The sequence below is a fragment of the Streptomyces sp. NPDC043738 genome, assembly GCF_056436545.1.
The window spans coordinates 74,283-101,037 of the sequence record NZ_JBWKCJ010000033.1 but is presented as its reverse complement, the minus strand read 5'-3'; the positions used below and the strand labels follow the sequence as shown (position 1 = coordinate 101,037).

Sequence of the window (26,755 nt, the reverse complement as noted above, 5' to 3'; positions counted from 1 at the left end):
ACGTACACCCCCACGGTCTTTTCCCACCCACCAACGGGAGGGGGCGGGTCGGAGGGGTGGGGGTGTGGGACGTAAAGCGCAGCAGTCCCACACCCCCACCCCTCCGGCCCGTCACCGGCAGCCGAACAGCCCCGCGCAGCGGAATCCGCCCGCCGCAGGCGCAACGGCGCGAAAGCCAAAAAAGTCGACCGCAGCAAAAGCGCAGCGGAGGGGCCCGCCGCAGGCGCAACGGCGAAAAACCACCACGGCGGGAAAGCCGAAATCGTGGGAAGCAGCAAAGCGCAGCGGAGGGGCCCGCCGCAGGCGCAACGGCGAAAACCCCCACGGCGGGACAGCCGACAACGTGGGAGGCAGGCAAAACGCAGTGTTACGCGGAGGCTCACCCCCTAGCTCCCTGCGCTTCACGTGCCCGGCTGTCGGGCCGGGGAACAGTCTGGCGCGTAGAGAAGGGCCAGGTCATGACCGTGGCCCGCCGGTCTATCGCAGCCTCCCCACTCCCCATGGAGGGCTCCCATGAGCATGGCAACGACCGCGTCCACCACCCCCGGCACCGCTCCCGGACCCGCGGCGGTACCCGCCGCGTCCGTCCCCGACTACACCGCGCAGATCGCCGACACCACCGAACAGATCCGCGCCGCGCAGCGCCTGCGCCACCAGGTCTTCGCCGGCGAGATGGGCGCGACCCTGCACTCCCCGCTGGCCGGCCACGACATCGACGCCGTCGACGAGCTCGCCGACCACCTCATCGTCACCCGTACCGCCACCGGCGAGGTCGTCGGCACCTACCGCCTGCTGCCGCCCGGCCGCAGCCCGCGGCTGTACTCCGACGGCGAGTTCGACCTCGGGTCCCTGGAGGAGCTGCGCCCCTCCCTCATCGAGGCCGGCCGGTCCTGCGTCCACCCCGACCACCGCAGCGGTGCGGTGATGACCCAGATGTGGGCCGCCCTGGCCCGCTACACCCTGCTCTCCGGCCACCGCTACCTGGCCGGCTGCGCCTCCGTCCCGCTCGCCGACGGCGGCACCGCCGCCGCCCACGCCTGGGAGCTGGGCCGCACCCGCCACGCCGCGCCGCCCGAGCTGCAGGTCACCCCGCACCAGCCCTGGCACTCCACCGTCCCGGTGCCCGACCGCCCCAGCCTGGCCCAGCTGCCCCCGCTGCTGCGGGGCTACCTCCGCATCGGCGCCTTCATCTGCGGCGCGCCCGCCCACGACCCGGAGTTCGACGTCGCCGACTTCTTCGTCGTCCTGGACATGGAACGGCTCGGCGACCGCTACCGGCGCTACTTCCTGGGGGAGCGGTGAACGGTCCCTGGGACGTCTGGTCCGACTGCACACCGGGCTGTGCGGCGCACACCCTGCCGCGGATACCGGCGACCGGTGTCGCCCGGCGCTCGGCGGTCTTCGCGCACCGGGTGCGCCGGGCGCTCACGGACGGCGAGCGGATGGCCGATCCGGTGCGGCTGCGGGCCCACGCCGGCGCGCTGCTCGACGCGCTGGGCATCCGCCTCGACAGCCCGGGGGAGGGCCCCGGCACCCTCACCTGCGGGGGCGGCCCCGGCACCCTCCTCGTCGTCAACCACATCTCCTGGCTCGACATCCCCGCCCTGCTCGCCGTCGAACCGGTCACCCTGCTCGCCAAGCGCGAGGTCGGCGGCTGGCCGGTGGTCGGCGGACTGGCCCGCAGAGCCGGTACGCACTTCATTGACCGTACGAGCCCCCGCGGGCTGCCCGGCGCGATAAGGGATCTGACCGGGATGCTCGCCTCCGGACGGTCGGTGGCGGTCTTCCCGCAGGCCACCACCTGGTGCACCGCCGATCAGGGCACCTTCCGCAGGGCCACCTTCCAGGCCGCGCTCGACGCGGGCGCACCGGTCCGGCCGGTGACCATCGAGTACACCCAGCGGGAACTGCCCAGCACGGTCGCCGCGTTCTGCGGCGAGGACACCTTTGTGGGTTCGCTGCGCCGGGTGCTCGCCGCCCGCGCGCTGACGATCCGCGTCACCGCGCATCCGGTGCTGACGACGACGGGCCGGGACGCGGGCCTGGACCGGCGGGAGTTGGCGGCGCGCGCGGCACGGGCGGTGCTGGGCGGCCGGACTCCGGAGGCCGCGCCGGTGCGGGGCGCGGCGGTGCGGCACACGTCGGTGGCGGCCGCGGAGGTCAGGGACGCCCCGGCCCATGTTTGACCAGCTCGACCAGCTCACCGAGCCGCTCCAGGGCCTGCTGGACTCGCCCTGGCTGTGGCTGGTCGTGCTGCTGGTGTCCGCTCTCGACGCACTGCTGCCGTTCATGCCGAGCGAGAGCACGGTCCTTCTGGTCGCCGTGCTCATCGGCCCTGATCTGCCGCTGCTCGCCCTGCTGGCGGGCGTCGCGGCGGCCGGGGCGCTGGCGGGCGACTGCCTGGGCTACGCGGTGGGGCGGTACGCCGGCCCACGCGCCAGCGCCCGGCTGCTCCGGGGCGAACGCGGCCGCGCCCGGCACGCCAGGGCCCGCGCGATGGTCGAGCGGCACGCGGCCCTGCTCGTCGTCGCCGGCCGCTTCGTGCCCGGTGGCCGTGTGGTCTCCGCCCTGTCCACCGGCAGCGTCCGCTTCCCGCTGCGCCGCTTCGTACTGCTGGACGCGGTGGGCGCGGGCGTCTGGGCGCTGTGCAGCGCGGCCCTCGGCGGCCTGGGCGGCGCGGCGGTCACCGACTCCCCGGCCAAGGCGATGCTGCTGGCTTCCGGAATGGGACTGCTGGTGGCGAGCGGTGTGGGGTGTCTGCACCGGCGCGGCTCGGGCGCCCTCCCGCCCCCGAAGGAGCGGGCGGGCGCCGGTTGCTAGGTGCTCGGCACGTACTTGTAGCCGACCCGGCGCACCGTCACGATCGACGCCCGGTGCCGGGCGCCCAACTTGCGGCGCAGCCGGGCGACATGGACGTCGACGGTGCGGCCGTCGCCGACGTGGCCGTACCCCCACACCGTGGTCACCAGCTGGTCGCGGGTGTGCACCCGGTGCGGATGGGCGACCAGATGCGCCAGCAGCTCGAACTCGAGGTACGTCAGATCCAGCGGCCGGCCCTGGACGTACGCGGTCCGCTGCTCGGGGTCGATCCGCACGATCTCGTCGCCGGTCGGCGCGGCCGGGGGTTCGACGGCCGGCTGCGCGGCGGCCTGCTCGGCGGGCACCAGGACCAGGTACCCGACCATCGGGGGCTGGCCGGGCAGCGCGGGCACGCTGTGCTGGGGCGCCGGGATCCACGTCGCGCCGGACTCCAGCAGCTCGGCGACCGACTGGACACCGTGGTGCGGGGCGGTGGCGGGCGAGGCGAGGGCCTCGTCGGGTGTCACCGCGCGCAGTCGGTGGCGGTGGGGGTGCGGGGTGGTGCGGGGGGACTCGGGAGCCGTCGCGGAGTTGGCGGCCAGAGTACGGACGTTCGTCATCGGGAGTCAGCTCTTTCGCGCAGAGGGGCGTCGGGGACGTCGTGCGCGCGGGCAGGGCTGGGGACGCCGGTCGAGCGGCGTCGATGAGGCGTGTGCGGGCCCGCGCTCAGTGTGCGCGGCAACACAGAAGGTCGAAGGCGTGAGCCTGCCGGGACGGCCAGAAGGGCTCGAGGTCGCTGCGACCCGTCGCGCTGTCTGTAAGGCTGGCCATGGCTTTATTGAACCAGACGGTCGGTGATCTGTCCCTCGTCCGGGTGCCGGTGTGACGTAATTCCGCCGCGCCCGGCCCGCGTGGGTGGCGGGACCGGGAGCGATGCGGCTCCGACTCGGCCTCCTCGCCATGGAGTTGGGGAGGGCGGGGACGCGGAGCCGATGGCCGAAAACCGATGGGCGGTCGTTGGCGGGCGGTCCCGTGCGGGCGGGTGACGCGTTGCGGCTCGGTGGGGTCGGCCGCCCCGCCGTCCCGGCTCAGGTGGTGGCGGCTCGTCCCGTACGTGCCCGTATGCCGTACCCCACCGCCACGCCGAGCGCTATCGCCGCCAGATGTCCGGCGTCGGTGAACGTCCGGCCGCGCCGCAGTACGGGGCGGATGCCCAGCGCCAGCAGCCCGGTGGTCGCCGCGGCCCGGGCCCCGCGGTGCGGGACGCTCGCGGCCAGGGCGCCCAGCGTGGCGTTGAAGCCGTAGCTGGCCCCGACGTCGACGGCCTGCGCGGTCGGGTCCGGCGGGGTCGTGCGCACCCGGCCGCGCAGCCCCGCGTAGACCAGCAGGCTGGCGCCCGTGTGCCCGGCCGCGAACACGGCCGCCGCGCCCCCCGGGCCCCAGCGGGTCTCGGCCGTCCCCAGGGCGGCGAGCAGCGCGGCGGCGTACGGGAGCGGAAGCGGTTCCTCGACGAGGCCCGCGCTGGTGGCCAGCGTCTCCCAGCGGCCGGCCCGCAGATTGGCCACATTGGTGGAGTGGCGGCGCAGCAACCGGGTGCGCCGGCCTTCGGGCAGCCGCGCGGTGGCGTGTGCGCCGAGCTGCACGGCGCCGACGTAGAGCGGCGCGAGCCAGGGCATGCGCAGGGCCATCTCAGGCCCCCACCGGCAGCCGCTTGCGCCAGTCCAGCGGGGCGACCTCGATGACCCGGTCCGGATCGCCCTCCCAGCGCACCGGCAGCCCCGCCTCGGCGAGCGCCGCGGCCACCGTCCGACCGATCACGGCGCGTTCGTCCGCCGGGGCCTCGCCCGATGCCTCCCCGGGGTCCGCGTAGGCGCCGTACCGGACCGCCAGCCCATGGCCCGCAGCGGCCGCCTCGGTGTCCTGGTGGTGGAAGAAGACGAAGCCCCGGTCGCCCTCGGCGCGTTCGGCGGCCATCTCGCCGAGCCCGCAGCGGCCGCAGCAGGTGAAGTCCATCCGGGCCGTCAGTCCCTGGGCCCCCAGCGCGGCGAAGGCCTGCGCGACCCGGTCCGGGTCGGTGACCTCGGGCCAGTCGGCCTGCTCGGTCAGCCGCTCCTCCCACAGGCCCGCGACGAGCCGCCGGGCCTCGTCCAGCGAGACCGGGGTGTCCTCGGGGCCGAAGGCGTCGCAGACGCTCTGCGCGACCTCGTGGAAGGGCCGGAAGCCGGACCGGATGCCCTTGCGGGCCTGCTCCTCGGCGGCGGCTCGGGTCTCCGGGTCCAGTCCGGGTGTGGAGTACAGGTCCGCGGGCCGCCAGTCCAGCGCCGTACGCCACGACTCCCCGCCGCGCGCCCAGTCCACGAAGACCTCGGCGACCCGCTGGGCGTCGCCGGTCCGTGCGGTGAAGTGCCGCTCGGGCGCGCCGTCGCGGTGTGCCACCTGGAAGAGCCCGTCGCCGTCCCGCCAGGTCTGCACATACACCTGGTCCTCGGCCGGCAGCCGCTCGGCGACCACGAAGTGGTCGCCGTCGCCGCCGATCCGCCGCAGCAGCCCTGCCAGCTCGGCCGCCGTGGGGCGTGAACGGTCCGCCCCGGTCTCGGTCTTGACGCTGATCGCAAGCATGTCCCCAGCCTGCCAGCCGCCACTGACAACCGGCCGCGGCCCGGCGCGAGAAGCGGCGCCGGGCACGCGAAAGGGCCGGGCCCCTCGGCCCGGCCCCTTCCCGCGCGTGCGTTCCGCCTGCCTCGACTCTGCCCGCGCGGCCTGCTCGCTCAGATCTGCTCGCGTCGCGCCAGTTCCGTGCAGCAGGTGTCCACGATCAGCCGGGTGACCACGTACGGGTCGACGTTGGCGTTCGGCCGCCGGTCCTCGATGTAGCCCTTCTTCTCCACCTCGACCTGCCACGGGATGCGCACCGAGGCACCGCGGTCGGAGGCGCCGTAGCTGTACTGGTCCCACGGCGCGGTCTCGTGCGCGCCGGTCAGCCGGTCCTCGATGCCGGTGCCGTACTGGCGCACGTGCTCCAGCGGCTTGTCGCCCTCGCCCAGCGCCTCACAGGCGGTGATGATCGCGTCGTAGCCCTCGCGCATCGCGCGGGTGGAGAAGTTGGTGTGCGCACCCGCGCCGTTCCAGTCGCCCTTGGCCGGCTTGGCCTCCAGCGACGCGGTGACGCCGAACTCCTCCGCCACCCGGTGCAGCAGCCAGCGCGCCACCCACATGTGGTCCGAGACCTCCAGCGGCGCCAGGGCGCCGACCTGGAACTCCCACTGGCCGGGCATGACCTCGGCGTTGATGCCGGACAGGCCGAGGCCGGCCGCCAGGCACAGGTCGAGGTGCTTCTCGACGATCTCCCGGCCGAAGATCTCGCCCGCGCCCACACCGCAGTAGTAGCCGCCCTGAGGCGCGGGGAAGCCGCCCTCGGGGAAGCCGAGCGGACGGTCGCCCTTGAGGAAGGTGTACTCCTGCTCGATGCCGAAGATCGGCTCCTGGCCGGCGAACTTCTCCGCCACCGGGCGCAGCAGCGCACGGGTGTTGGAGGGGTGCGGGGTCAGGTCCGTGTGGAGCACCTCGCACAGCACCAGCAGGTGGTCGCCGCCGCGGATCGGGTCCGGGCAGCTGAACACCGGCTCCAGGACGAGGTCCGACGAGTGGCCCTCGGCCTGGTTGGTGCTGGACCCGTCGAAGCCCCAACGCGGCAGCTCGGACCTGTCCGCCAGGATCTTGGTCTTGGAACGGAGCTTGGCGGTCGGCTGGGTGCCGTCGATCCAGATGTACTCGGCCTTGATGGTCACGGGGTCCTCTTATACGGGTAGGTGCGGGTACGCGTGCGGGCGTACTGCCGCACACTCGCAACAGGCCGTTTCCCGTCCGTTGCCCATATGTGAACCGCAGGTTACTCAACCGGACATCCCGCGATTCCGCGGCTTTATGCCCGGCTTTGGTCTGGTTCGCGGGTGTCGATATGCACCGCTTTGTCGCCGCAGATGTGGTGCAAAGCTCAACCGAAGTGCTTCAGCAGGCCCTGGAATCCCAGATGCTCGACGCGCCGCACCAGCTCCTGGCCGCTGATGCCCAGCGCCCGTGCCGTACGCCCCACGTGCCACTCGTGCGCGGCGAGCCGGTGCAGCACATGGCCGCGCCGGACCTGCTTGTCGGAGAGCCGGAACGTCTTGAGGTAGGCGACCCGCCCCTTCCCGTCCGTGATCAGTTCGCCGATGTGCTGGGGGCGGTGCAGCGCGAACGGCGGCAGGAAGCGCGACAGGGAAAAGCGCCCCATCCGGTACACCCGCCGGACGTCGTAGGACTCGTCGAGCAGTTCGCCCGCCATCAGGTCGGCATGCTGCGCCTCCCACTCCCGGGCGCGGCGCTCGGCGGCGGAGCGCAGCTCCCCGAGCGAGGTGACGTACTCCGCCGCGATCCGGGCGGTGAACTCCGGCACCGGTCCGCCGTAGAGGGCGTACTGGTACATCAGCTCGCCGTAGAGGTCCTGCAGCAGCGACGGGTGCAGCGCCCGGTAGTCGTCCGGGTGCGGCACCACGAAGGCGGCGGCCGGCGCGTCGGCGACGTACACCAGCACACCGCACTGTCCCGGATGGATCTCGAAGACCCGCAGCGCGTCCTCGAGCCCGGGCACCCGCTCGCCCCGGTAGGCCCGCTCCGCACGCGGCGAGAGCCCCTCGCGCACCGCCCGCCGGGTCCACTCCTCCCACACGATCGACGGGCCGCCGAAGTGCAGCGCCAGATAGCCGTCGAGCGCCAGATGGAGCGGCAGGAAGCGCAGCCCGCCCGAAGACCCGCCGGGCGAGGGCCCCTTGCCGCGCGCCCCGCCCCGCTTCTGGACGAGCCTGCGCGGAAAGTGCAGCGGCGCGCAGGCCACCGGGCCGCGCCCGTCGCTCAGCTGCGAGCCGTACGCGGCGGCGGGCGACCCGTCGGAGGTCCAGTCCGCCACGAACCCGTGCGGGACGTACGAGGTGTAGGAGGTGTTCCGGTCGGCCGACACGGTCGCCGGGCCGTCCTCGTACAGCTCGCGGTGCAGCCGGAGATCGACGATCGGCTCGGCGCGCACCAGCGGCACGAGCCGGACCGCGCCCCACACCTGGGCCGGCCGGGCGCGCAGCCCGCTCAGATCCAGGCCGCTCATGCCGAAGCCTCCTTCCGTCCCGGCTCTTCGCCCAGGAACCGCCGCACCCGCTCGTCCATATGGGCCCGCAGCTCGGCGAGCCCCGTACGGCCCTCGGCGAACCGCGCCAGCTGCACCAGCGCCGGCAGATCCTCCGCGTCGCGCACCCCGGCCGTCGGCACCGAGGCGGACAGCCGCCGTACGGCGAAGTCCTCGGCGTCGTAGACCGGGTTGAGGTGCACCACGGAGGTGCGGTGCTCCGGATCGAGCCGGGTGCGCCACACCCGGAGCACCTCACCGGCCAGGCCGGGCGGCGCGTTGTCCCACCCGTCGGAGACGATCACCAGCCGCTCCGGCGCGTCCTCCAGCGCGTCCAGCAGGCGCATCCCCAGGGGCGTCGGCCCGTAGGGGAAGGCCAGCAGCGCGTCCCGCCGCCCGGAAGTCCACCGCGGCAGATACGTCCGCGCCAGCGCCTCCAGAAGGAAGTGGCAGGCCAGCGCGGTCGCCAGCGGACGGTGCCGCTTCTGCCGCGAGCCGGTGGTGGAGAAGCTGTCGTCCAATACGGCCGCCACCCGGCCCCAGGTCCCGGCCCGCGCACCGGCCGTACGCCGGGCCGCCGCCCGCAGCGCACCGGTCAGCTCGGCGCGCCGCGCGGCCCGCTCGTCCAGCGGCAGCCCGAGGACGTACGAGGCCAGCCGGGTCAGCGGCAGCCCGCCGAGATCGAGGTCCGGCCGGGCACCGCGCGCACGGGCCGACTCCTGCGTGCGCAGCCGCTCCAGCCGCGTCATGCGCGGTGCGATGCGCTCCAGGAAGGCGCGGCGGTCGATGCCGTGCGCCGCCGCGAAGCCCTCGGCGACGGTGAACGGCAGCTCGTACACCGCGCCCTGCTCGTAGTGCGCCCGGCGCCAGGCGTCCAGCAGCGGGGTGCTGAAGTGCCTGCGGCGGTCCGGTGCGAACAGGAAGTCGCCCAGCTCGCCGCCGGTGCCCGCCGTGCCGTCCAGCGGCAGATGGGCGTGCCGCGCCGCGCCCTTGAGGCCGCCCCGGTACTTCACGGCGTCCAGGGCCGCATCCGGGCGCGCCGCGAGCCAGTCGCGCATGATCGCGCGGGTGCGGCGGTTGTTGACCTTGGCGGTGCGCAGCGCGCGGAACAGGCGGTACACGCGCGGTGCGGGCAGCCGCGCCAGCCGGGCCGCGATCAGCCGCCCCTCCGTGCGCCGCTCCTCGGCGCTCGCCTCGCCCGCGGTCCGCAGCAGCTCCCGCACGATCAGCGCCGCGTTGTGGTCGTTGATGTCCAGCGCGAGCGAAGCGGCGTACAGGGGGCGGTAGTTGATGCGTACGTACGCGTGCAGGAAGTCCAGCGACAGCTGCTGCGCACCGGCGTCGGAGTGGAATTCGCGCTGTCCGGTGGAGGTGATCGCGGCATTGACGAACAGCAGCACGTCCTCGGCCGCCACCAGATCCGCGCCGCTCGCCACCCCGTCCTCCCCCGTCAGTCGGATGCCGGCCGGGGAATGGGGGCACGAGCAGCGAATCGTTGCTTTGCAGAGCAGGTCCGGAAGTCGCACCGGAGTCCCGCGGCCGGCTGATGCAACGTAACACCGCCCGGGCGTAGGGGCATACGGATTACCCGCCGGGGCCACGGCCGCCGGCTGCGCGTGCCGCGCCGCACCCCGCGGGACACTGGCCCCATGACGACCATGCGCATCGGACTCCTCGGCACCGGCCCCTGGGCGCGCAGCGTCCACGCCCCCGCCCTCGCCGCGCACCCCGGCGTCGAGCTCACCGGTGTCTGGGGGCGCAGAGCGGAGGCCGCGGCCGCGCTGGCCCAGGCTCACGGCTCCCGCCCCTACGAGACCCCCGGCGAGCTGTTCGCCGCCTGCGACGCGGTGTCGATCGCCCTGCCGCCCTCCGTCCAGGCCCCGTTGGCGGTGCGCGCCGCGGAGGCCGGCTGCCACCTGCTGCTGGACAAGCCGGTCGCCACCTCCGTGCCCGAGGCCCGGGCCGCCGCCGACGCCGCCGACCGCGCCGGCGTCGCCTCGGTGGTCTTCTTCACCGCGCGCTTCGGCGAGGAGGAGGGCGAGTGGATCGCCGCCCAGGCGGCCGCCGGCGGCTGGTTCACCGCGCACGCCGACTGGCTCGCCCCGGTCTTCGTCGAGGACACCACCAGCCCGTACGCCCGCTCGCCGTGGCGCCGCGAGAAGGGCGGTCTGTGGGACATCGGCCCGCATGCGCTCTCCGTGCTCCTCGCGGTCCTCGGTGACGTGGAGACGATCACCGCCTCCCGGGGCCCGGCCGACACGGTGCTGCTGGCGATGCGTCACAGCAGCGGCGCGGCCAGCTCGGCGACGGTGGGCCTCGCCGCCCCGGCCGCCGCGGCCGGCGTCGAGGTCACCCTCCGCGGCACCGCCGGCATCGCCACCCTGCCGCGCCGCCGGCACGGCCCCGAAGCGGCCTACCACCGGGCCGTCGACGCCCTGCTCGCCGCGGCCGGCACCGGCCTGCCGAACGCCTGCGACGTCCATTTCGGGCTGCGGGTCACCGAGATCCTGGCCGCGGCGGAGGGGACCCTGGCACCGCTCATGCCTCTCGGGTCATGACCACATGGCGGAATTGGTCATGGAGCGGATGGGTGTTCGCGCTTAGCGTCGGGGGTGTCCGACGCACCGCCGCCGCACCGAGGAGCACCACCGCCATGCCGTCCGCCACCGCGTTCACCAGCTATGTCGACACCATCCTGGCCGCCCTCGCCCAGGACCCCTCCCGGACCGTGCTGACCGGCCCGGAGGGGGAGCCCGGCACCACCGGCACACCGGGCGGCGACGCCCGCCCCGAGGTCACCGCCGGCGCCTTACACGCCACCGTCCACCGGATGGCGGCCGTGCTGGCCGACCACGGCATCGGCCGCGGCCGCACCGTCTCCCTCCTCAGCGGCAACCGCGCCGAGGCGCTCGCCGCCCGCTACGCCGTCAACCTCCTCGGCGCCCGCGTGGTCCTCCTCTACGACGGCATGGCCGCCGAGACCCTGGCCCGTGTCGTGGCGAGCGCCGAGACCGCTCTGCTCCTGGTCGACCCGGCGCTGCACGACACCGCGCGCGACCTCCTCGCGCACACCGAGGGCCCGCTCCCCGCGGTCATGACCTTCGGCCCGGCGCCGTCCCCCCTCGGCCCCGACCTGACGGCCGCCTGCGCCGCCCTGCCGGCCACTCCCACCGTCCCGAGCGCCGCCCGCCCGGAGGACGACTGGTGCATCCGGCACACCGGGGGAACGACCGGCATCCCCAAGGGAGTCCGGATGGCGCACGCCCCGTACGCCGGGATGATCGCCCAGCAGTCGGCGGCCACCGGCGAGCGGCCCCGGTTCCTGGTCTGCACCTCGCTGGCCCACCTGGCGGGCGTGCTCAGCGATGTGACGCTCGCTTCCGGCGGCAGCGTCGTACTGCACCGCGCCTTCGACCCGGCCGCCGTCCTCGCCGCCGTCGCCCACGACCGCATCAGCCACCTGTGGCTGCTGCCCCCGCTGCTGTACCGCCTCCTGGACGAGCCGGACCTCGCCACGACCGACCTCGGCTCGCTGACCGGCATCATCTACGGCGGCTGCACGGCCTCCCCGTCCCGGCTGATGGCGGCCGCCGAGGCCTTCGGCCCGGTGCTGTACGGGATGTACGGCATGTCCGAGGCGATGTCGATCACCACGGCCCTGCCCGCGGACCACACCCCGACCGGCCCCGGCGGCCGGATCACCGTCGGCCGGGCGCTGCCCGGAGTCGAGCTGGCGATCCGTGACGCCGACGGGCGGGACCTGCCGGCGGGGGAGCAGGGCGAGGTCCACGTACGCTCCGCCGGCGTGATGTCCGGCTACTGGAAGCAGCCCGAGCTGACCGCGCGGGCGCTGACCGGCGACGGCTGGCTGCGGACCGGCGACGTGGGCTGCCTGGACGACGACGGCCGGCTCTACCTCGTCGACCGGGTCAAGGACGTGATCATCGTCGTCGGGGGCCATGTCCACCCGGCGGAGGTCGAGGACCTGCTGCACACCCACCCGGCGGTCGCCCACTGCGCCGTCTACGGGGTGCGCACGGCCGACGAGGCGGAGGAGGTGCACGCCGCGGTCGTCCCCGCCCCCGGCCACCGCGTGGACGCCGCCGCCCTGCGCGCCTTCGTCACCGAGCACAAGGGTGCGCTCTACGCCCCCGTCGTCGTCCGGGCGGTGGACGAGATCCCGCTCACCCCCGTCGGCAAGCCCGACAAGGCCCTGCTGCGGGCCGCCGTCACCACGCCCTGAGCCGGGCCGCCCCGGCGGCCCGCAGAGCCCCTGGCCAGAGGCCCCAAATCGCCCCTGGCCAGGGGCTTTTGTCAGTGGGGGCCAGTAGAATGGGAACCAGTCAGTGAGGGTTCTTTCCACGCTCCAGGAGGTCGCCGATGGCCGCTGCCACACTCATGACGAAGCCTCTCCCGGCCCACCCGCTGCCCAAGAAGCCACTGCCCGCCGGATGGCCGCGCGAGCGGTACGAATCCCACAACCGCCGCCTGAAGGCCATGCGTCTGGCCATAGCCCTGCTCGACACCGGCGTCTACCGCCCCGAGCAGGCCCACAACCGCAAGATCCGCAGCACCGCCGCGCAGATCGGGGTGCACAGCCCCTCCGACACGACCTGCCGCCTGGTCCGCGCCCTGATCTACGACAACTGCTGATCCGTCCGGTGCGCGCCCTGGGTGCCCCGGGTCAGGGCATCTGCCGATCCACGGCATCCGTTGGGGCGCGGCATCCGCCGACGGGGTCCGGCGGGCGGTTCGGGGTTCACTCCCCGGGCCGCTCGCCCGGCGCCATGTCCGCCACCTCCGCCAGCGCCTCTTCCAGCCACTGCACCCAGAAGGTCTCCAGCCCGATCCCGGCCCGCAGCACCAGCCGCCGCAGCCGGTCCTCCGGCTCCGTCGCGGCGCCGAAGTCGCGCCCCTCGATCTCCTCGTACTCCGCCAACTGCCGCCGGTGCAACGCGAGATGGCGGTGAAGCTCGGTGTCGAGGCCGGCGTCCCCCACCACCGCGGCCGCCCGCAGCCGCACCAGCAGCGCGTTGCGGACGGGCTTGGAGTCCTGCTCGCCGGACGCCCATGCGGTCAGCTCCGCGCGCCCCGCGGGCAGCACCTCGAACTCCTTCTTCTGCCCCCGGGACGGCTGCTCCGACGGCAGTGCCCGGATGAACCCGGCCTGCTCCAGTTTGCCCAGCTCCCGGTAGATCTGCTGATGCGTGGCCGGCCAGAAGTAGCCGATCGACCGGTCGAACCGGCGGGTCAGCTCCAGCCCCGACGACGGCTTCTCAAGCAGGGCGGTGAGGATCGCGTGCGGGAGGGACATGGGGGAATCCTAGGGTCTGGCCGCGTCCTGGGGAGGGCCTTGGGAACCGGGCCCGCCCCAGGACGCGGCGGCAGGTCACAGCGCCGCCGCCAGCTCCGTTCCCTGCTTGATCGCGCGCTTGGCGTCCAGCTCGGCGGCGACGTCCGCCCCGCCGATCAGATGCACCGCCCGGCCCTGGGCCCGCAGCTCCTCGTACAGCTCCCGGCACGGCTCCTGTCCGGTGCACAGCACGACCGTGTCCACGGCGAGCGTGGCGGCCGCACCGTCGACCGTGAGGTGCAGCCCCTCGTCGTCGATCCGCTCGTACGTCGCCCCGGCGGTCATCGTCACGCCCCGGTGCCGCAGCTCCGTACGGTGGATCCAGCCGGTGGTCTTGCCCAGACCGGCGCCGACCTTGGAGGCCTTGCGCTGGAGCAGATGCACCTGGCGGGGCGCCTTGGTCCGCTCGGGCGCCCGCAGCCCGCCGCGCTCGCCGTACGCCGTGTCCACGCCCCAGGCGCGGAAGTACGTCTCCGGGTCCTGGCTCGCCCCCTCCCCGGTGTCGGTCAGGAACTCCGCGACGTCGAAGCCGATGCCGCCGGCGCCGATGATCGCGACCCGCTCGCCCACCGGGGCGCCGTCGCGCAGCACGTCGAGGTAGCTGACGACGCTCGGGTGGTCGATCCCCTCGATCTCCGGGACGCGCGGGGTGACACCCGTGGCGACCACGACCTCGTCGTAGGCGTCGAGGTCGCCGGCCGCAACGGGGGAGTTGAGCCGCACCTGCACGCCCCGCAGCGCGAGCTGGGTACGGAAGTAGCGCAGCGTCTCGTCGAACTCCTCCTTGCCCGGCACCCGCTTGGCGATGTTCAGCTGTCCGCCGATCTCCGGCGCGGCGTCGAACAGCGTGACGTCATGGCCGCGTTCGGCGGCGGACACGGCGCAGGCCAGCCCCGCCGGACCGGCGCCGACCACCGCGAGCCGCTTGCTCCGCCGGGTCGGCGCGAGCACCAGCTCGGTCTCGTGGCAGGCCCGCGGATTGACCAGGCAGGACGTGATCTGCCCGCTGAAGGTGTGGTCGAGGCAGGCCTGGTTGCAGCCGATGCAGGTGTTGATCTCCTCGGCCCGGCCCTCCTTCGCCTTGCCGACGAAGTCCGGATCGGCGAGGAACGGCCGGGCCAGCGAGACCATGTCGGCCCGGCCGTCGGCGAGCAGCTCCTCGGCCACCTCGGGGGTGTTGATCCGGTTGCTGGTCACCAGGGGAACCGAGACCGACCCCATCAGCCGCTTGGTCACCCAGGTGTAGGCGCCGCGCGGCACCGACGTCGCGATGGTCGGGATGCGGGCCTCGTGCCACCCGATCCCGGTGTTGATGATCGTCGCGCCCGCGGCCTCGATCTCCTTGGCGAGCGCGACCACCTCTTCCAGCGTCGAGCCGCCCGGAACCAGGTCCAGCATCGACAGCCGGTAGATCAGGATGAAGTCCGTCCCGACGCGCTCGCGGATGCGGCGCACGATCTCCAGCGGGAAGCGCACCCGGTTCTCGTACGAGCCGCCCCACCGGTCCGTGCGGTGGTTGGTGGCCCCGGCGATGAACTCGTTGATCAAATAGCCTTCCGAGCCCATGACCTCGACGCCGTCGTACCCGGCGGACTTGGCCAGCTCCGCCGCCCGGACGTAGTCCTCGACGGTCTGCTCGACCTCGTCGTCGGTGAGCGCGTGCGGGGTGAAGGGGCTGATCGGCGCCTGGATCGCGCTCGGGGCGACCAGGTCGGCGTGGTAGGCGTACCGCCCGAAGTGCAGGATCTGCATCGCGATCCGCCCGCCCGCGGCGTGCACCGCCTCGGTCACGGTCCGATGCTGTGCCGCCTCCTCCGGCGTTGTCAGCTTGGCCCCGCCCTCGTAGGGCCGCCCCGCGTCGTTCGGTGCGATACCGCCGGTCACCATCAGGCCGACGCCGCCCCGGGCGCGGGCGGCGTAGAAGGCGGCCATCCGCGCGAACCCGTTCTCGGCCTCCTCCAGGCCGATGTGCATCGATCCCATCAGCACCCGGTTGGGGAGCGTGGTGAACCCGAGGTCGAGCGGGCTCATCAGGTGCGGATACGGGGTCGTGGGGCTCATGGGGGGCCTCCTTGCGCGGTGGACGGTACGCACCGTTGTAGACCAGCCGTCCGTTGTTATGCAACAAGTTGCAAAAACTGTGAGCGAGGCGACTGGGCGCCGCAGCCCCCGCCGTGTCCGGCTGCATAAAGCGGCGGCGCCCGCCGTCCGGCGCCCTGGTTGCCCCCAGCCGGTGCGGAAATACTGCTCCTGGGGAACCGGCCGGTCGCCGGCCGGCGGGGTGACGGCGGAGGGGGACGCGTGCGCGGGCATGACCGGGAGAGCCACAACGAGGTGAGCGGGGTCGTCCACGGCCCCAGCGTGCAGGCCGGAACCGTCCACGGCGGCATCCACATCCGCGCCGCGGCGCCGGCCGCACCGCGGGTGCTCTGGCAGCTTCCGCCGGCCGTCGCGCTCACCGACCGCACGGCCGAACTGACGCTCCTGGAGCGCCACCGCGCACAGGCCGCGCGGGACGGGCACTCCTGTCTGGCCGCGGTCAGCGGACTGGGCGGGGTCGGCAAGACCGCCCTGGCGCTCTCCTGGCTGCACACCCTGCGCGCGGACTTTCCCGGCGGCCAGCTCCACGCCGACCTCGGTGCGCAGTCGCCGCACGGCCCGGCCGAGCCGGCGGAGGTGCTCAGCCGCTTTCTGCGGGCGCTGGGCGTGTCCCCGCAGGCGGTGCCGTCCGGCATGGCGGAACGCGCCGCGCTCTACCGCTCGTTGACCGCCGAGCTGCGGATAGTGGTGCTCCTCGACGACGCCGCGACCGCCGCCCAGGTGCGCCCGCTGCTGCCGGGCGGGCCGAGCGTCACCCTGGTCACCAGCCGGCAGCGGCTGTCCGGGCTGACCCTCGAAGGCTGCCACCAGGTCCATCTGCAGCCGCTCGGCCTGGAGGCGGCGGTCGAGCTGCTGGCGGACACCCTGGCCGACGGCCGGGTGGCCGACCAGCCGGACGACGCCCGCACCCTGGCGGGCCTGTGCGCCGGCCTGCCGTTGGCGGTACGGGTCGTCGGCGCCCGGCTCGCGGCCCGGCCGCACCGGCCGATCACCACGATGGTCCGGGCGCTGACCGAGGAACGGCGGCGCCTGGACGAGCTGGCCATCGACGGCGATCTCAGCGTGCGCGGTGTGCTGGACCTGTCGTACCGGGGCCTGCCGAGCGCGGCGGCCCGGCTCTACCGGCTGCTCGGCCTGCACCCGGGAAGGGAGTTCGGCAGCGCCGTGGCACAGGCGTTACTGGCCGGATCGGGCGGCCTGGAACCGGCTCCCGGCCCGGAGCCCGCCCCGGGTCCGGAGCCGGCCGACGCCCCGGAGCTGCTGGACGTGCTGCACGACGGCAATCTGCTGATCGACGTCGGCGAGGACCGCTACCGCTTCCACGACCTCGTGCGCTTACACGCCGCCGCGCAGGCCGCCGAGGAGGAGACCCCGGCGGAGCGGACCGCGGCGTTACGGCGCCTCGCGGACCACTACCTGGCCACCGCCGCACGCGTCGAGCAGATCACCGACCCGCGGCGGGACGGACTGCCGCGCACCTTCGGCCCGGACCCCGTGGTCACGGAGGAGCCGGGAGAGGGCGCCGAGGCGGCGCTGGACTGGCTGGAGCGGGAACTGGACAACCTGACGGCCGTGATCCGCCGCGCGCGGACCGCGGGCCTGGGGTCGGTCAGCTGGCAGCTCGCCGACGCCATGTGGCCGCTCTTCCCCCGGCGCAAGCACTACGACCACTGGCGCGCCGTCCACGCCGAAGGGCTCGCCGCGGCACGGGAGGCGGGGGACTCCGCGGCCGAGTGCCGGATGCTCACCTCCGGAGGCCTGGGGGAGCTGGGCAGCGGCGGCTTCGACCGCGCGCTGGAGATGTTCGAGCAGGCGGCGCGGACCTTCGCCGCCCGCGGTGACGCACTGGGCGTGGCCCGGACGCTGAACTACCGCGGACTGGCCCATCAGCGGGCCGGCCGGCTCGCGCGGGCGGCCGACCTGTTCGACCGAGCGGCCGTCGAGCTGCCCGCCTGCGGAGACGTCCGCGCCGGCGGGCTGGCCCGGCTGAACGCGGCCGATGTCGCCCTCGCCACCGGCCTGCTCGACCGGGCGGCCGCCGACGCCGACGCGGCGCGCGGGACGCTGCTGGCTGCGGACGATCCGTACAACGCCGCGCGGGCGACCCTGCTGCTCGGCCGGGTCCTGCTCCGCCGCCGCGCGCCCGAGCAGGCGGAGCGCCGGCTGTCCGAGGCGCTGGCCGTGCTGCGCGGCGTCGCCGCCGGCTACGAGGCGGCCCGCGCCCTGGAGTCCCTGGCCGAGGCCGCCGAGCAGCTCCGACGACCGGACCTGGCCCGAAAGCACTACCAAGAGGCGCTGGACCTCTACCTGTCCGTCGACCGCCCCGGGCCCGCCGCCGCGGTGCGCGAGCGGCTGGGGCTGCTGGGCGACGGCACCTCGGACTGAACCCACGGCACCGGGCGCCGGATCACGCGCACCGCGGCCGAGGCCAGGCCCGCCACCGAGAGCCCCGCCACCAGCCAGGCGTGCGCCAGCGAGGCCCAGGTCTCCCAGCAGATCCCGGCCGAGCGCCCGGCTGCCAGCGACAGCAGCGCACCGCCGGAGCCGTACGGCCCGCCGAGCCGCAGTCCGCACCGCTCGCCGTCGCGGTACACCGCCACCACCGCGGCGCCCGGATGGCGTCCCGCCACGTCCCCGGCCGCCGCGGCGTCCGCGTCCGGCACGGCCAGTACGTCGGCGAGCCGCGGCCAGGGCCGTGGCGCCGGGGTCCGTACGCGCAGATGCTGGTCCACGACCGGCCGCCCAGAGCCCGGCAGCAGCAGGCCGACCCGCACCCGGTGCACCGCTCCGTGGGCCGCGCGGACGCACACCGCGTCAGCGCCGGGCGCGGAAACGAAGACGCCGACGGAGAGGGAGACGGTGACGGTGTCGGCACCGGTGGCGGTGCATGCCCGGGAGCCCACGAGCCCCGGCCCCGTCAGCGCCAACCGCAGCGTGCTCATGACGCCACCACCCCGCCCGGCGCGCCGCCGTACCGCACCGTGACCGGCAGTTCCGCCGGCTCCTGCCACAGCCGGGCGGCCGGTGCCCGCAGCCGGAGCTTGCGGTAGATCAGCGCCCGCATCCGCCGTGCGAAGCGCCCCGGCTCCGAGGTGATCCGGGCCGCGATGCGGGCGTAGCGGTCGGCGCGGTGGGTGGCCGCGCCCCGGCGCAGCTGCCTGCGCAGCGGCCGGTCGGCGCGGAGCCGGGGGGCGAGGGAGTGCAGCTCCGCCATCGGCGAGCCGGGCGCCAGCTCCACCGCCGCGGCCCCCGCGGTGAGGATCCGCGCGCCGGTCATCGTCCCGTACAGCGACACCGAACCGTGGTCGCCGACGATGCAGTCGGCGGCGACGAGCGGACCGCACCAGTCGGCGTACTGGCTGATCAGGCTGACGCCGCGGCGCCCCAGCCCGGCGAACCAGCTGCGGATCTGCCACTCGCCATGGGCGTTCCAGACGTTCGGGTGCAGCAGGACCGCGATCCGGAACTCGTCTCCGGGAAGCTCGGCGACCAGCCGCTCCAGCAGCTCCCACTCCTGCCCCAGCAGGGAATCGGGCCCCCAGGTGGAGCAGATGAGCACCAGCTCCTGGCGGGCTCCGGTGCCGAGCGCCTCCCGGTACAGGGCGCGGGAGGGCAGGCTCGCGGTGATGCGGTCGAAGCAGGGGTCCCCGACGACCTCCGCGGCGGGCAGCGCCTCCGGGCACTCCCGCCCCAGCCGGCCGAGCTCCTCCTCATGGGCGAGCACGATCGCCGCGGGCACCACCACCCCGTCCCGGACCAGGCGCTGACGGCTCAGCCCGTACACCCCGCGGTCGGCCGCGACCGCCGGGAGCCCGCGCCGGCCGGCGGGCGCGGAGACCAGCTTGTTGTACCCGGCGCCGTGCGGGAGCACGATCACCGGGGCGTGCAGCTCGTGCAGACCGCCGTGGCTGGCGGCCAGCGCGAGGTCGAACCGGGTCTGGACGGCCTGGGTCCAGGGCAGCACCAGGGCCTTGGTGTCCTCCAGGAAGGCGTCCACACCATGGCTGAAGACATCGGGCGCCGCGGTGAAGACCACCTGCACCCGGGGATCGCCGTCGAAGAGCTGCACCGCCTCCAGCAGCCGCTGCCCGGCGGTGACCGTGTGCACCACCGCCAGCACGCTCCTGCGCACCCGGCGGGTGGCCCAGCGGTCGACATCCAGGCGCAGCGGCACATGCCGCCGGTCGATGTCCCCCCACGTCACACTCACGTGAACTCCCCCGTTCCCTGCCTGAGTTGATCGGCTCCTGGTGAGGTGAGTGCCCGCGGATCCTTGCAGCCGGGGTTGCAAAAACCTTGCAGGCGAACTGCAAGCCGCCGCTGACAGCTGCACGGGGCATGTGCGCCCCTCGCGCGACAGTGCGCCCCGGCCCGCACCCTCCGGCCGATCCGGCCCGGCCGCAACAGTGAATCGGATGCACCGTGCACCTGCACGGGAACTGCCGGGGCGGCAGGAAGCAGGAGAACCATCCGGGGGGCGATGGTGGAACTTCTGACGCTGGGACCTCTGGAGCTGTGGCACCAGGGCCGTCAGCACACACTCGGTTCACCCAAGGAGCGCTGTGTGCTGGCCACACTGCTGTACGCGCAGGGGGACCCGGTCGCCGTCGACACCCTCGTCGCCCACGTGTGGGGGGACGACGCCCTCCCCGGCACCCCCGTGGAGACACTGCACAGCTATCTGTCGCGGCTGCGCTCCCGGCTGCGCCGCGCCGTCGGCGACCTGGCGCGGGTGGAGCGCCCCTCCCCGCGCCGCTACCGGCTGCGCGTCCACCGCGCCGACGACGTGGACCTCACCCGGCTCCATCGGCTCCGTACGGACGCCCGCGCCGCGGCCCGGCGCGGCGAGCGGGAACTCGCCGTCGGGCTGCTGCACACCGCCGAGGCCCTGTGGCGCGGGGAGCCGTTCGCGGAGTTCGGCGGCGACTGGGCGCTCGCCGCCCGCGCCCGGCTGACCGAGGACCACCGGCGGGTGCGCGAGGAACGCATCCGGCTGGAACTGGAGTTGGGCCGGCACGCCGACCTCATCGGCGAGCTGCACGAACTGGTCTCCCGCGGCCCGCTCGCCCAGCAGGCCGTCGCGGCCCTGATGCTGGCCCTGTACCGCTCCGGCCGGGAGGGCGAGGCGCTGGCCCTCTACCGCGGCACCAGCCGCCGGCTGCGCGAGGAGCTGGGCATCGATCCGGGGGCGGAACTGCGGGAGTTGCAGCGCCGGATCCTCACGCAGGACCCCACCCTCCTCGTGGCCGGCCCGGCCGCGCCCCCCGGGCTCGCCCCGGCACCCGCCGAGGGGCCGGACGGCCCGGGCGGTCCCGCGGCCGCCAGGGGAGGTGGGAGCACCCTCCCGCGCGACACCAGGGACTTCACCGGGCGCGGCAGCGAGCTGCGCCTGCTGCTCGGCGGCCCGTCCCAGGACGCCCAGGGCACGGCCCTGCCCCTGACCGTCGTCCACGGCATGCCGGGTGTCGGCAAGTCGACACTGATCGTCCATGCCGCGCACCGGATGCGCCCGGACTACCCCGACGGGGGGTTCTATCTGGACCTGCGCGCCTACAGCGACCAGCCGCCGTACGAGCCGGCCGAGGCGCTGGCGTCCCTGCTGCGCAGCGCCGGTGTGGCCGAGCCGCTGCCCGCCACCCTCGACGAGCGGACCGCCCGCTGGCGGGAGTGGACCGCGCACCGCCGGGTGCTCGTCGTCCTGGACAACGCCCGGGACGCGGAGCAGGTGCTCCCACTCCTTCCGGGGGCCGCGACCTGCCGCGCGATCGTGGCCAGCCGCAACCGCCTCACCGAGCTGGACGGCGCGACCCCCCTCCATCTGGACGTGCTGCCGGTCTCGGAGGCCTGCGCGCTCTTCGCCCGGATCGTCGGCGGCACCCGCGCCTCCGACACCGCCGCGCTGCGCCGCGTCGTCCAACTGTGCGGCTGCCACCCGCTGACGGTCCAGCTCCTCGCCAGCCGCTTCCGGCACCGGGACACCTGGGACCTGGAGTACGTCGCCCACCGCCTGGCCCACGCGACCGACCGCCTGGACGAGTTCGACGAGCGGGTGGCGGCCGTCTTCCGGCTCAGCTACGCCGATCTCGACGCCCCCGCACAGCGGCTCTTCCGGCATCTGGCGCTGCACCCCGGCCCCGACCTCACCCTCGCGGCGGCGACCGCGCTGTGCGCCGCGCACCCGGCCGAGGTCCGCCAGGCGGCCGACCAGCTGCTGGACCGCCATCTGCTCGACGAACCCGTCCGGGACCGCTATCAACTGCACGACCTGGCACGGGCGTTCGGCCGCCGGCTGGCCTGCCGCGAGGACTCCGGGCCGGCCCGCCGCGCCGCGCTCGGCCGGCTCATGGCGTACTACCTGACCACCGCCGACCGCGCCGACCGCCTCGCCCACCCGCGCCGCCGCCGGCGCCCCATCGGCCCCGAACAGGTCTCGCCGTACGCATCGGACTTCACCGACACCGCCGCCGGCGCCCCGGCCGACGCGGCGTCGGTGTGGCTCAGCGTGGAGTGCGCCAACCTCCTGGCCGTGGCCCGCACGGCAGCCGGCGAGTTCCCGGACTTCGCCGTCCTCTTCCCCCATGTGCTGGCCTACTCCCTGCGGCTGTGGGGGGCACGGGACACCACCGCCGAACTCGCCGCCGCCGCGGAGCGCGCCCTGCGTTCCGGGGGCGACCGTCTGGCGCTCGCCCAGACCCTGGTGGAACGCGCGGGCGTGCTGGCCCAGGAGAACCACGGCGAGGCGCTGCGCTGCGCGTCCGAGGCCCGGCGGCTCTTCGAGGAACTGCACGACACCCACGGCCGCGCCGACGCCCTCTTCGAAACCGCCCGCGCCCATCTCGCCGCGGGCCGGGGCGAGAGGTGCTTACGGGAGATGGACCGGGCCCTGGACCTCTACCGCCGGGCGGGCGACCGCTACGGCGTGGCCGAGAGCCTCAACGTGCAGGGCGCCGCGCTCATCTTCGGCGCCGAGTACACCGAGGCGATGCGGCGCTTCGAGGAGATGCTGGCGATCCACCGGGACCTCGACGACGCCCACGGCCAGGCGAAGGCGCTCAACAACATCGGCGAGATCTACTTCGCGGAGGGCATGTACGACGAGGCCCGCCGCCATTACGAGCAGTCCCTCGTCCAGGTCCGCCGCTTCGGCGGGCGACAGGAATTCGCCATCCTCGACACCAACCTGGGCACGGTCTACCGCGTCACCGGACAGCCGGGCCTGGCCCGCGTCTGCTTCCGGCGCGCCCTGGCCAGCCACCGGGCCCGGGGCGACGCGGTCGGCGAGGTGAACGCCCTGACCAGCCTGGGCGCCGCCTGCGTGGAGTCCGGCCGGACGGACGAGGCCCTGGCGCACTTCCGCGCCGCCGAGGAAGTCTCGCGCCGTATCGACAGTCCCTACGAGCGGCACCGCGCCCTGATCGGCATCGCCGACACCCTGCGCTCCGCCGGGCAGCCGGGCCCCGCCCTGGAGACCTACCGCAGCGGCCTGCACATCGCACGGACCTTCGGCTTTCCGCTCGGCTCCGCCCATGCCCTCGCGGGCATCGCCCGCACCCTCCTGCACGTACAGGACATCAACGCGGCCCGCCCGTACGCCGAACGCGCGCTGGCCCTCTACCGCAGGCTCGGCGCGACCACGGAGGCCGCGGACCTCGACCGGCTGCTGACCCTCCCGACCGCCATCGGGTCCTGACCGGGAACCGCCGTCCGCCGCCTCACCACATCACCTGCTTGCCGGTGACCGCGCCGACCGCCAACTGCTGGCGGGGGGCCGGTGCCGCCTGCTCGCCGGCGGCCACGATGATCGCGGCCAGGAGGGACAGCGCCGTGAGGGTGGCGAAGGTGAAGCGCAGCTTGTTCAACGTCTTTATGCAACTTCCACTGTGTCGCTGACAGGATGCAATGCCCGCTGCTAGCGCGGGTGCGCCTGAAGGTACACGTGGGACGCCCACATGGCGGAACCCCTTCACTCGAAAGTGGAGGTGTGGATCTTGTGGAGATGCCTGACCGAAGGCCGTTGACGGCCCCGCGAAGCGGCGGCGAAGGGCTCTCGCGGCCTTCGGGGGCGCCTCGCGGCCCTTCGTCAGGTCCCCCGCGCGGCGTGCCGTCCTCCCGCCACGGCTATGCAGCACCCGATCGTGTGACTTGTCACAGACAACACCGCAGGTGATATGGCAGCTTCAACTGCGCTCAACTGAGCTTCTTGGCACGGCAGTTACCGCACGAGCCGACCGAACGGCCGTACATCCGGCCGAGGTCGGCCGGTGAGCATGCGAGAGGAACCCATGAGCACCTTGCACGACACGACCCCGGCGCTGGACCAGGTGGTCGACACCGCGCGCTACCCGCTGTCGGAACCGGAGAGCGACGAGGGGCGGGCCATGGTGTCCCGTGCCCGGCGCGACCTGGAGACCCTCGGCTGCACCGTGCTGCCGGACTTCATCCACCCGGCGCTGCGCGAGGTGCTGCGCGAGGAGTGCTCCGCCCTCGCCCCCCGGGCGCACTTCGACGTGGAAACGGTCAACGTCTACAACATCGCCGTCGACACCGACCTGCCCGCCGACCACCCGGGCCGGACGGCCTTCGAGCGGGGCAACGCCTTCGTGGCCCGGGACCGCATCCCCGCGGGCTCGCTCATCAGCCAGCTCTACTGCGACCCGGTGTTCCAGCGGTTCGTCGCCCGCTGCTTCCGGCTTCCGCAGCTGCACGAGCTGGCCGACCCGCTCTCCGGGCTCGTCCTCAACGTCGTCGAGCCCGGCAAGGAGCACCCCTGGCACTTCGACACCAACGAGTTCACCGTCAGCATGCTCACCCAGGACGCGCAGTCCGGCGGCGTCTTCGAGTACTGCCCGAACATCAGGTCCGCGCAGGACGAGCACTTCGACGACGTACGGGACGTCCTGCACGGCCGGGGCGAGCGGCTGATACACCGCCTCCCCCTCCGGCCCGGCGACCTGCAGCTGTTCAAGGGCCGCTACGCACTGCACCGGGTCAGCCCCGTCCACGGCGAGGTCGCCCGCCACTCGGCGATCTTCGCCTACAGCGAGCGCCCCGGCGTCATCGGGAGCGTGGCCCGCACCCGGCAGCTCTTCGGCCGGGTGTGCCCCGAGCACCTGGCAGCCGAGGACCGGGCGGTGCGCAGCGACCGCCTGCTGGATTAGAGCCTGCCAAAAGCAGTTCAAACGGCGCCGCTTCGCCTCCCCCGAGGAGCAGGCTCTGTCAGGTCCCTCGGGGCGCACCCCTCAACCCGCCCCAGTCCCAGCCCCGCACCCACCGACAACCGGAATCGAGACCGTACGTGACCAACAGTCAGGGCGCTGCACCCACCCCGACCACGCCCACCGCTCCGCCCGCCCCCGCCACCGGCTCCACGCCCACCTTCGCGCTGGAGGACAGCCTCCCGCGGGTGCCGCTGCCCTCCCTGGAGGAGAGCTGCGAGCGGTTTCTCGCCTGGTGCGCGCCGCTGCTGACCGCCGACGAGCTGGCGGCGACCGAGGCCGAGGTGGCCGCCTACCTCCGCCCCGACGGCCCCGGCCGGGTGCTCCAGGCGGCGCTGGAGGAGTACGACGCCACCGAGGGCGTCCACAGCTGGCTCGACACCTTCTGGCCGTACCGCTACCTGGGCCGCCGGGACCGCATCGCGCTCAACGCCAACTTCTTCTTCCTCTTCCAGGACGCCGCGCCGGCGCAGCCGCCGGCGGATCCGCAGGTGGAGCGGGCCGCCGGCCTGATCGCCGCCGCCCTGCACTACAAGCGCCGGCTCGACCAGGCGCTCATCCCTCCCGTGCTCCAGCGCGGCGTGCCGCAGACCATGGAGCAGAACAAGTACCTGTTCTCCACCACCCGCATCCCCGGGGCGGAACAGGACACCGTCCGCGCCCCGTACACCCCGCAGTGGCCGGGCCCGTCCGACGCCCGCCACATCGTGGTCTTCTTCCGGGGCGGCATGGTCAAGCTGGACGTACTCGGCGCGGACGGCACGCCGTACGGCCTGGACGACCTGCGGGCGGGACTGCGCGCCGTACTCGACGGCGGCGAGCCGGCCGGCGCCGACGCCCCGGTCGGCCACCTCACCACCATGGCCCGCGCCGAGTGGGCCGCCGCCCGCGCGTCCCTGCTCGCGCACCACCCCGGCAACGCCGACGCCCTGGACGACATCGAGACCGCCCTCTTCTGCGTCTGCCTGGAGGACTTCGCCCCCGCCGACACCCAGCAGACCTGCGACGAACTGCTCTACGGCGACCGCGGCAACCGCTGGTTCGACAAGGCCGTCTCCTTCGTCGTCTTCGCCGACGGCCGCGCCGGCATCAACGTCGAACACTGCGAGCTGGACGGCACCACCATCCTCAGCTTCGTCGACGCCCTGCTGTCCACCCCGGCCGAGGAGCACTCCCGGGCATCCGGCGCCCGCTCCCAGGGCGTGCCCGCCCGCCGGCCGGTCACCTTCCACCTGGACGACGCCCTGCGCGCCCAGGTGCGCTCCGCCGCCGAGGCGTTCGCGCAGTACGGCGCGGACACCGCCACCCGCACCGTCTCCTTCGACGACTTCGGCGCCAACACCGCCAAATCCCTGGGCGTCTCCCCGGACGCCTTCGTCCAGCTCGCCTACCAGCTCGCCCACCAGCGCGCCAAGGGACGCCTGGGCGCCACCTACGAGTCGATCGCCACCCGGCAGTGGCGCCGCGGCCGCACCGAGGCGATGCGCGTCGTCACCCCGGAGATCGTCGATTTCGTGGCCGCCATGGAGGACCCGGCGACGGATCCGGACGCCCGCCGCGGCGCACTGCGCACCGCGGCCCGGGCACACGTCACCCGCGCCAAGGAGTGCCAGGCCGGCGACGCACCCGAACAGCACCTGTGGGAACTGGAACTCATCCAGCGCCGCCGCGGCCCGGAACTCGGCCTCGCCGAGCAGCCCGCCCTCTACCGCACCCCCGGCTGGCTGACCCTGCGCGACGACTACCTCAGCACCAGCTCCGCCCCCTCCACCCACATCCAGTACTTCGGTTTCGGCTCCACCAGCAGCCGCTGCATCGGCGTCGCCTACGTCCTGCTCCCCGAACGCTTCCACCTCTACCTGAGCACGCCGCTGCCGGTCGCCGACCAGATGCACCGCTTCGCCGACCACCTCCGCGAGGCGATCGACGAACTGCGCGACCTGCTGGCGTCCGACCGCTCCGGGAACTGACCCCCGCACCCCGCACCCGCACACAGCCGGCGGGGGGGGGGGGACGCCCCCCCGGGGGGGGGGGGGGGGGGGGGGGGGGGGGGGTTGGGGGGGGGGGGGGGGGGTGGGGGGGGGGGGGGGGGGGGGGGGGGGGGGGGGGAGGGGGGGGGGGGGGGGGGGGGGG

General features: G+C 74.4%; 21 protein-coding genes. 10 read left to right on the top strand and 11 right to left on the bottom strand.

What is annotated here, in order from left to right:
• Positions 1–513: 513 nt before the first annotated feature.
• The 3 genes from AC0680_RS32175 to AC0680_RS32165 are packed head-to-tail and all read left to right on the top strand — an operon-like array spanning position 514 to position 2,820.
• Positions 514–1,302 carry a GNAT family N-acetyltransferase gene (locus tag AC0680_RS32175; RefSeq protein ID WP_478635825.1) on the top strand — a complete coding sequence of 263 codons (789 nt, stop codon included), beginning with the start codon at positions 514–516 and terminating at the stop codon, positions 1,300–1,302.
• Positions 1,299–2,186 carry a lysophospholipid acyltransferase family protein gene (locus AC0680_RS32170; protein WP_478635822.1) on the top strand — a complete coding sequence of 296 codons (888 nt, stop codon included), beginning with the start codon at positions 1,299–1,301 and terminating at the stop codon, positions 2,184–2,186. Before AC0680_RS32175 ends, AC0680_RS32170 begins: the two co-directional genes overlap by 4 nt.
• Entirely contained in the window at positions 2,179–2,820 is a 642-nt protein-coding gene (locus AC0680_RS32165) for a DedA family protein (RefSeq protein WP_478635820.1), read from the top strand. The genes AC0680_RS32170 and AC0680_RS32165 overlap by 8 nt, the downstream gene beginning before the upstream one ends.
• Here AC0680_RS32165 and AC0680_RS32160 read toward each other — a convergent pair.
• The 6 genes from AC0680_RS32160 to AC0680_RS32135 all read right to left on the bottom strand — a co-directional run bounded on the left by AC0680_RS32160 (position 2,817) and on the right by AC0680_RS32135 (position 9,390).
• Positions 2,817–3,419, bottom strand: a complete 603-nt coding sequence (locus AC0680_RS32160) for a winged helix-turn-helix domain-containing protein (protein ID WP_478635818.1) — start codon at positions 3,417–3,419, stop codon at positions 2,817–2,819. The two genes, AC0680_RS32165 and AC0680_RS32160, sit on opposite strands and share 4 nt — an antisense overlap.
• A 468-nt stretch (positions 3,420–3,887) precedes the next feature.
• Positions 3,888–4,487, bottom strand: a complete 600-nt coding sequence (locus AC0680_RS32155) for a rhomboid-like protein (RefSeq protein WP_478635815.1) — start codon at positions 4,485–4,487, stop codon at positions 3,888–3,890.
• Position 4,488: 1 nt separating this feature from the next.
• Complete coding sequence (locus AC0680_RS32150) at positions 4,489–5,418, bottom strand: DUF6891 domain-containing protein (RefSeq protein WP_478635813.1); 930 nt, start codon at positions 5,416–5,418, stop codon at positions 4,489–4,491.
• Between the two features lie 149 nt (positions 5,419–5,567).
• Positions 5,568–6,587 (bottom strand): glutamine synthetase, encoded by a 1,020-nt coding sequence (glnII, locus tag AC0680_RS32145; protein WP_478635811.1) that lies wholly within the window; start codon positions 6,585–6,587, stop codon positions 5,568–5,570.
• Between the two features lie 206 nt (positions 6,588–6,793).
• The gene (locus AC0680_RS32140; RefSeq protein WP_478635808.1) at positions 6,794–7,936 is read right to left on the bottom strand and encodes an ARPP-2 domain-containing protein; all 1,143 of its coding nucleotides are present in this window, start codon (positions 7,934–7,936) and stop codon (positions 6,794–6,796) included.
• The gene (locus AC0680_RS32135; protein WP_478635806.1) at positions 7,933–9,390 is read right to left on the bottom strand and encodes a hypothetical protein; all 1,458 of its coding nucleotides are present in this window, start codon (positions 9,388–9,390) and stop codon (positions 7,933–7,935) included. Before AC0680_RS32135 ends, AC0680_RS32140 begins: the two co-directional genes overlap by 4 nt.
• Before the next feature lie 213 nt (positions 9,391–9,603).
• Between AC0680_RS32135 and AC0680_RS32130 the strand changes: the two genes are divergently transcribed.
• The 3 genes from AC0680_RS32130 to AC0680_RS32120 all read left to right on the top strand — a co-directional run bounded on the left by AC0680_RS32130 (position 9,604) and on the right by AC0680_RS32120 (position 12,607).
• A complete protein-coding gene (locus AC0680_RS32130) occupies positions 9,604–10,512 on the top strand; it encodes a Gfo/Idh/MocA family protein (RefSeq protein ID WP_478635805.1) in 909 nt (302 codons plus the stop codon).
• Between the two features lie 95 nt (positions 10,513–10,607).
• The gene (locus AC0680_RS32125; protein ID WP_478635802.1) at positions 10,608–12,197 is read left to right on the top strand and encodes an AMP-binding protein; all 1,590 of its coding nucleotides are present in this window, start codon (positions 10,608–10,610) and stop codon (positions 12,195–12,197) included.
• A 137-nt stretch (positions 12,198–12,334) separates the two neighbouring features.
• Complete coding sequence (locus tag AC0680_RS32120) at positions 12,335–12,607, top strand: hypothetical protein (protein WP_478635801.1); 273 nt, start codon at positions 12,335–12,337, stop codon at positions 12,605–12,607.
• 106 nt (positions 12,608–12,713) lie between these two features.
• Here AC0680_RS32120 and AC0680_RS32115 read toward each other — a convergent pair whose 3' ends face one another.
• A complete protein-coding gene (locus tag AC0680_RS32115; RefSeq protein WP_478635798.1) occupies positions 12,714–13,268 on the bottom strand; it encodes a PadR family transcriptional regulator in 555 nt (184 codons plus the stop codon).
• Positions 13,269–13,343: 75 nt separating this feature from the next.
• Positions 13,344–15,368 (bottom strand): NADPH-dependent 2,4-dienoyl-CoA reductase, encoded by a 2,025-nt coding sequence (locus AC0680_RS32110; protein WP_478635795.1) that lies wholly within the window; start codon positions 15,366–15,368, stop codon positions 13,344–13,346.
• A 240-nt stretch (positions 15,369–15,608) separates the two neighbouring features.
• Here AC0680_RS32110 and AC0680_RS32105 point away from each other — a divergent pair, with 240 nt between their 5' ends.
• Positions 15,609–17,792 carry an ATP-binding protein gene (locus tag AC0680_RS32105; protein ID WP_478635793.1) on the top strand — a complete coding sequence of 728 codons (2,184 nt, stop codon included), beginning with the start codon at positions 15,609–15,611 and terminating at the stop codon, positions 17,790–17,792.
• Here AC0680_RS32105 and AC0680_RS32100 read toward each other — a convergent pair.
• Together AC0680_RS32100 and AC0680_RS32095 are read right to left on the bottom strand one after the other, a co-directional pair.
• Positions 17,711–18,349: a hypothetical protein gene (locus AC0680_RS32100; RefSeq protein WP_478635790.1), complete on the bottom strand. Its 639-nt coding sequence runs from the start codon at positions 18,347–18,349 to the stop codon at positions 17,711–17,713. The genes AC0680_RS32105 and AC0680_RS32100 overlap by 82 nt on opposite strands.
• Complete coding sequence (locus AC0680_RS32095; RefSeq protein WP_478635787.1) at positions 18,346–19,617, bottom strand: hypothetical protein; 1,272 nt, start codon at positions 19,615–19,617, stop codon at positions 18,346–18,348. Before AC0680_RS32095 ends, AC0680_RS32100 begins: the two co-directional genes overlap by 4 nt.
• Positions 19,618–19,887: 270 nt before the next feature.
• On the opposite strand from AC0680_RS32095, the gene AC0680_RS32090 reads away from it, so the two are divergent.
• Positions 19,888–23,097 (top strand): AfsR/SARP family transcriptional regulator, encoded by a 3,210-nt coding sequence (locus AC0680_RS32090; protein ID WP_478635784.1) that lies wholly within the window; start codon positions 19,888–19,890, stop codon positions 23,095–23,097.
• A gap of 22 nt (positions 23,098–23,119) precedes the next feature.
• On the opposite strand, the gene AC0680_RS32085 is transcribed toward AC0680_RS32090, so the two are convergent.
• Complete coding sequence (locus AC0680_RS32085) at positions 23,120–23,266, bottom strand: hypothetical protein (protein WP_478635781.1); 147 nt, start codon at positions 23,264–23,266, stop codon at positions 23,120–23,122.
• A 423-nt stretch (positions 23,267–23,689) separates the two neighbouring features.
• Between AC0680_RS32085 and AC0680_RS32080 the strand changes: the two genes are divergently transcribed.
• A complete protein-coding gene (locus AC0680_RS32080; protein WP_478635779.1) occupies positions 23,690–24,565 on the top strand; it encodes a HalD/BesD family halogenase in 876 nt (291 codons plus the stop codon).
• Positions 24,566–24,789: 224 nt separating this feature from the next.
• Positions 24,790–26,592: a choline/carnitine O-acyltransferase gene (locus tag AC0680_RS32075; RefSeq protein WP_478635827.1), complete on the top strand. Its 1,803-nt coding sequence runs from the start codon at positions 24,790–24,792 to the stop codon at positions 26,590–26,592.
• Positions 26,593–26,755: the final 163 nt, after the last annotated feature.